Raw genomic sequence first — 651 nt, forward strand, 5'->3', positions numbered from 1 at the left:
GCCGGCCGGACGGCCGCCACGGTCATCGCGGCGGAAGCCGCCACCAGAGGGACGGTCGCCACCGGAAGGACGGTCATCGCGACGCGGGAACGACGGACGGTCGCCACCGCCGGCCGGACGGCCGCCACGGTCGTCACGGCGGAAGCCGCCACCAGAGGGACGGTCGCCACCGGAAGGACGGTCGCCACCACGGTCGTCGCGACGGAACGGCGGACGCTCGCCGCCACGGTCGTCACGGCCCCCGCGGTAGCCGCCCCTGTCACCGCCGTCGTTGCGCCGAGGCTCGCGCTCCGGACGATCGTCGGGAGAGTTGGACATGGGTGTGACTCCTGTCTTCGGGGTACCGCTAGTCATTCTCGCGCAACCAACCCATGGCCGCGCTTCGGCGTAAAGATCTGGAAAACAAAAAAGACCCCTGCTCCAGCGTTGAACGCTGGACCAGGGGTCCTTTGAAAAATTGTTCGGCGGTGTCCTACTCTCCCACAGGGTCCCCCCTGCAGTACCATCGGCGCTGAAAGGCTTAGCTTCCGGGTTCGGAATGTAACCGGGCGTTTCCCTAACGCTATGACCACCGAAACCCTAATCGGTTTCGAGCGAACAAGCACACTTTGTAGTTATGTTCTAGCTCTAGAAACCAGCAACCGTTCGTTG

General features: G+C 64.7%; 1 rRNA gene and 1 pseudogene. Both read right to left on the reverse strand.

The annotated features are described in order from the left end of the window. A pseudogene (locus AC6CKD_RS37945) lies at positions 1-236 on the reverse strand (hypothetical protein); the annotation flags it as partial. Between the two features lie 223 nt (positions 237-459). Continuing rightward, a 5S ribosomal RNA gene (gene rrf / locus AC6CKD_RS37950) occupies positions 460-576 on the reverse strand. Positions 577-651 lie beyond the last annotated feature (75 nt).

It is taken from the genome of Streptomyces sp. GQ60, from assembly GCF_059758875.1.